General features: G+C 64.4%; 1 protein-coding gene. It reads left to right on the top strand.

Translation table 11 applies throughout. The features are described from left to right. The coding region (locus ACL02O_RS34505; protein ID WP_412822370.1) for a cbb3-type cytochrome c oxidase subunit I at positions 1-312 on the top strand (312 nt) is incomplete at both ends.

Here is a 312-nt window from a genome sequence, read left to right as displayed (position 1 = left end):
GTCGGCTTCCTGGTCACCTTCCTCTTCGGTGGCCTGACCGGGGTGCTGCTGGCCAGCCCGCCGCTGGACTTCCACGTGTCCGACTCGTACTTCGTGGTGGCGCACTTCCACTACGTGCTCTTCGGCACGATCGTGTTCGCCGTCTTCTCCGGCATCTACTTCTGGTTCCCGAAGATGTTCGGCCGGATGCTCGACGAGCGGCTGGGCAAGGTGCACTTCTGGCTCACCATGATCGGCTTCCACACCACCTTCCTGGTGCAGCACTGGCTGGGCAACGAGGGCATGCCCCGCCGGTACGCGGACTACCTGCCC

Source organism: Micromonospora mangrovicola, assembly GCF_047200535.1.
GTDB lineage: Bacteria > Actinomycetota > Actinomycetes > Mycobacteriales > Micromonosporaceae > Micromonospora.
Note: the sequence above shows the minus strand (reverse complement) of the source record. Positions and strands in the feature narration are given on the sequence as shown.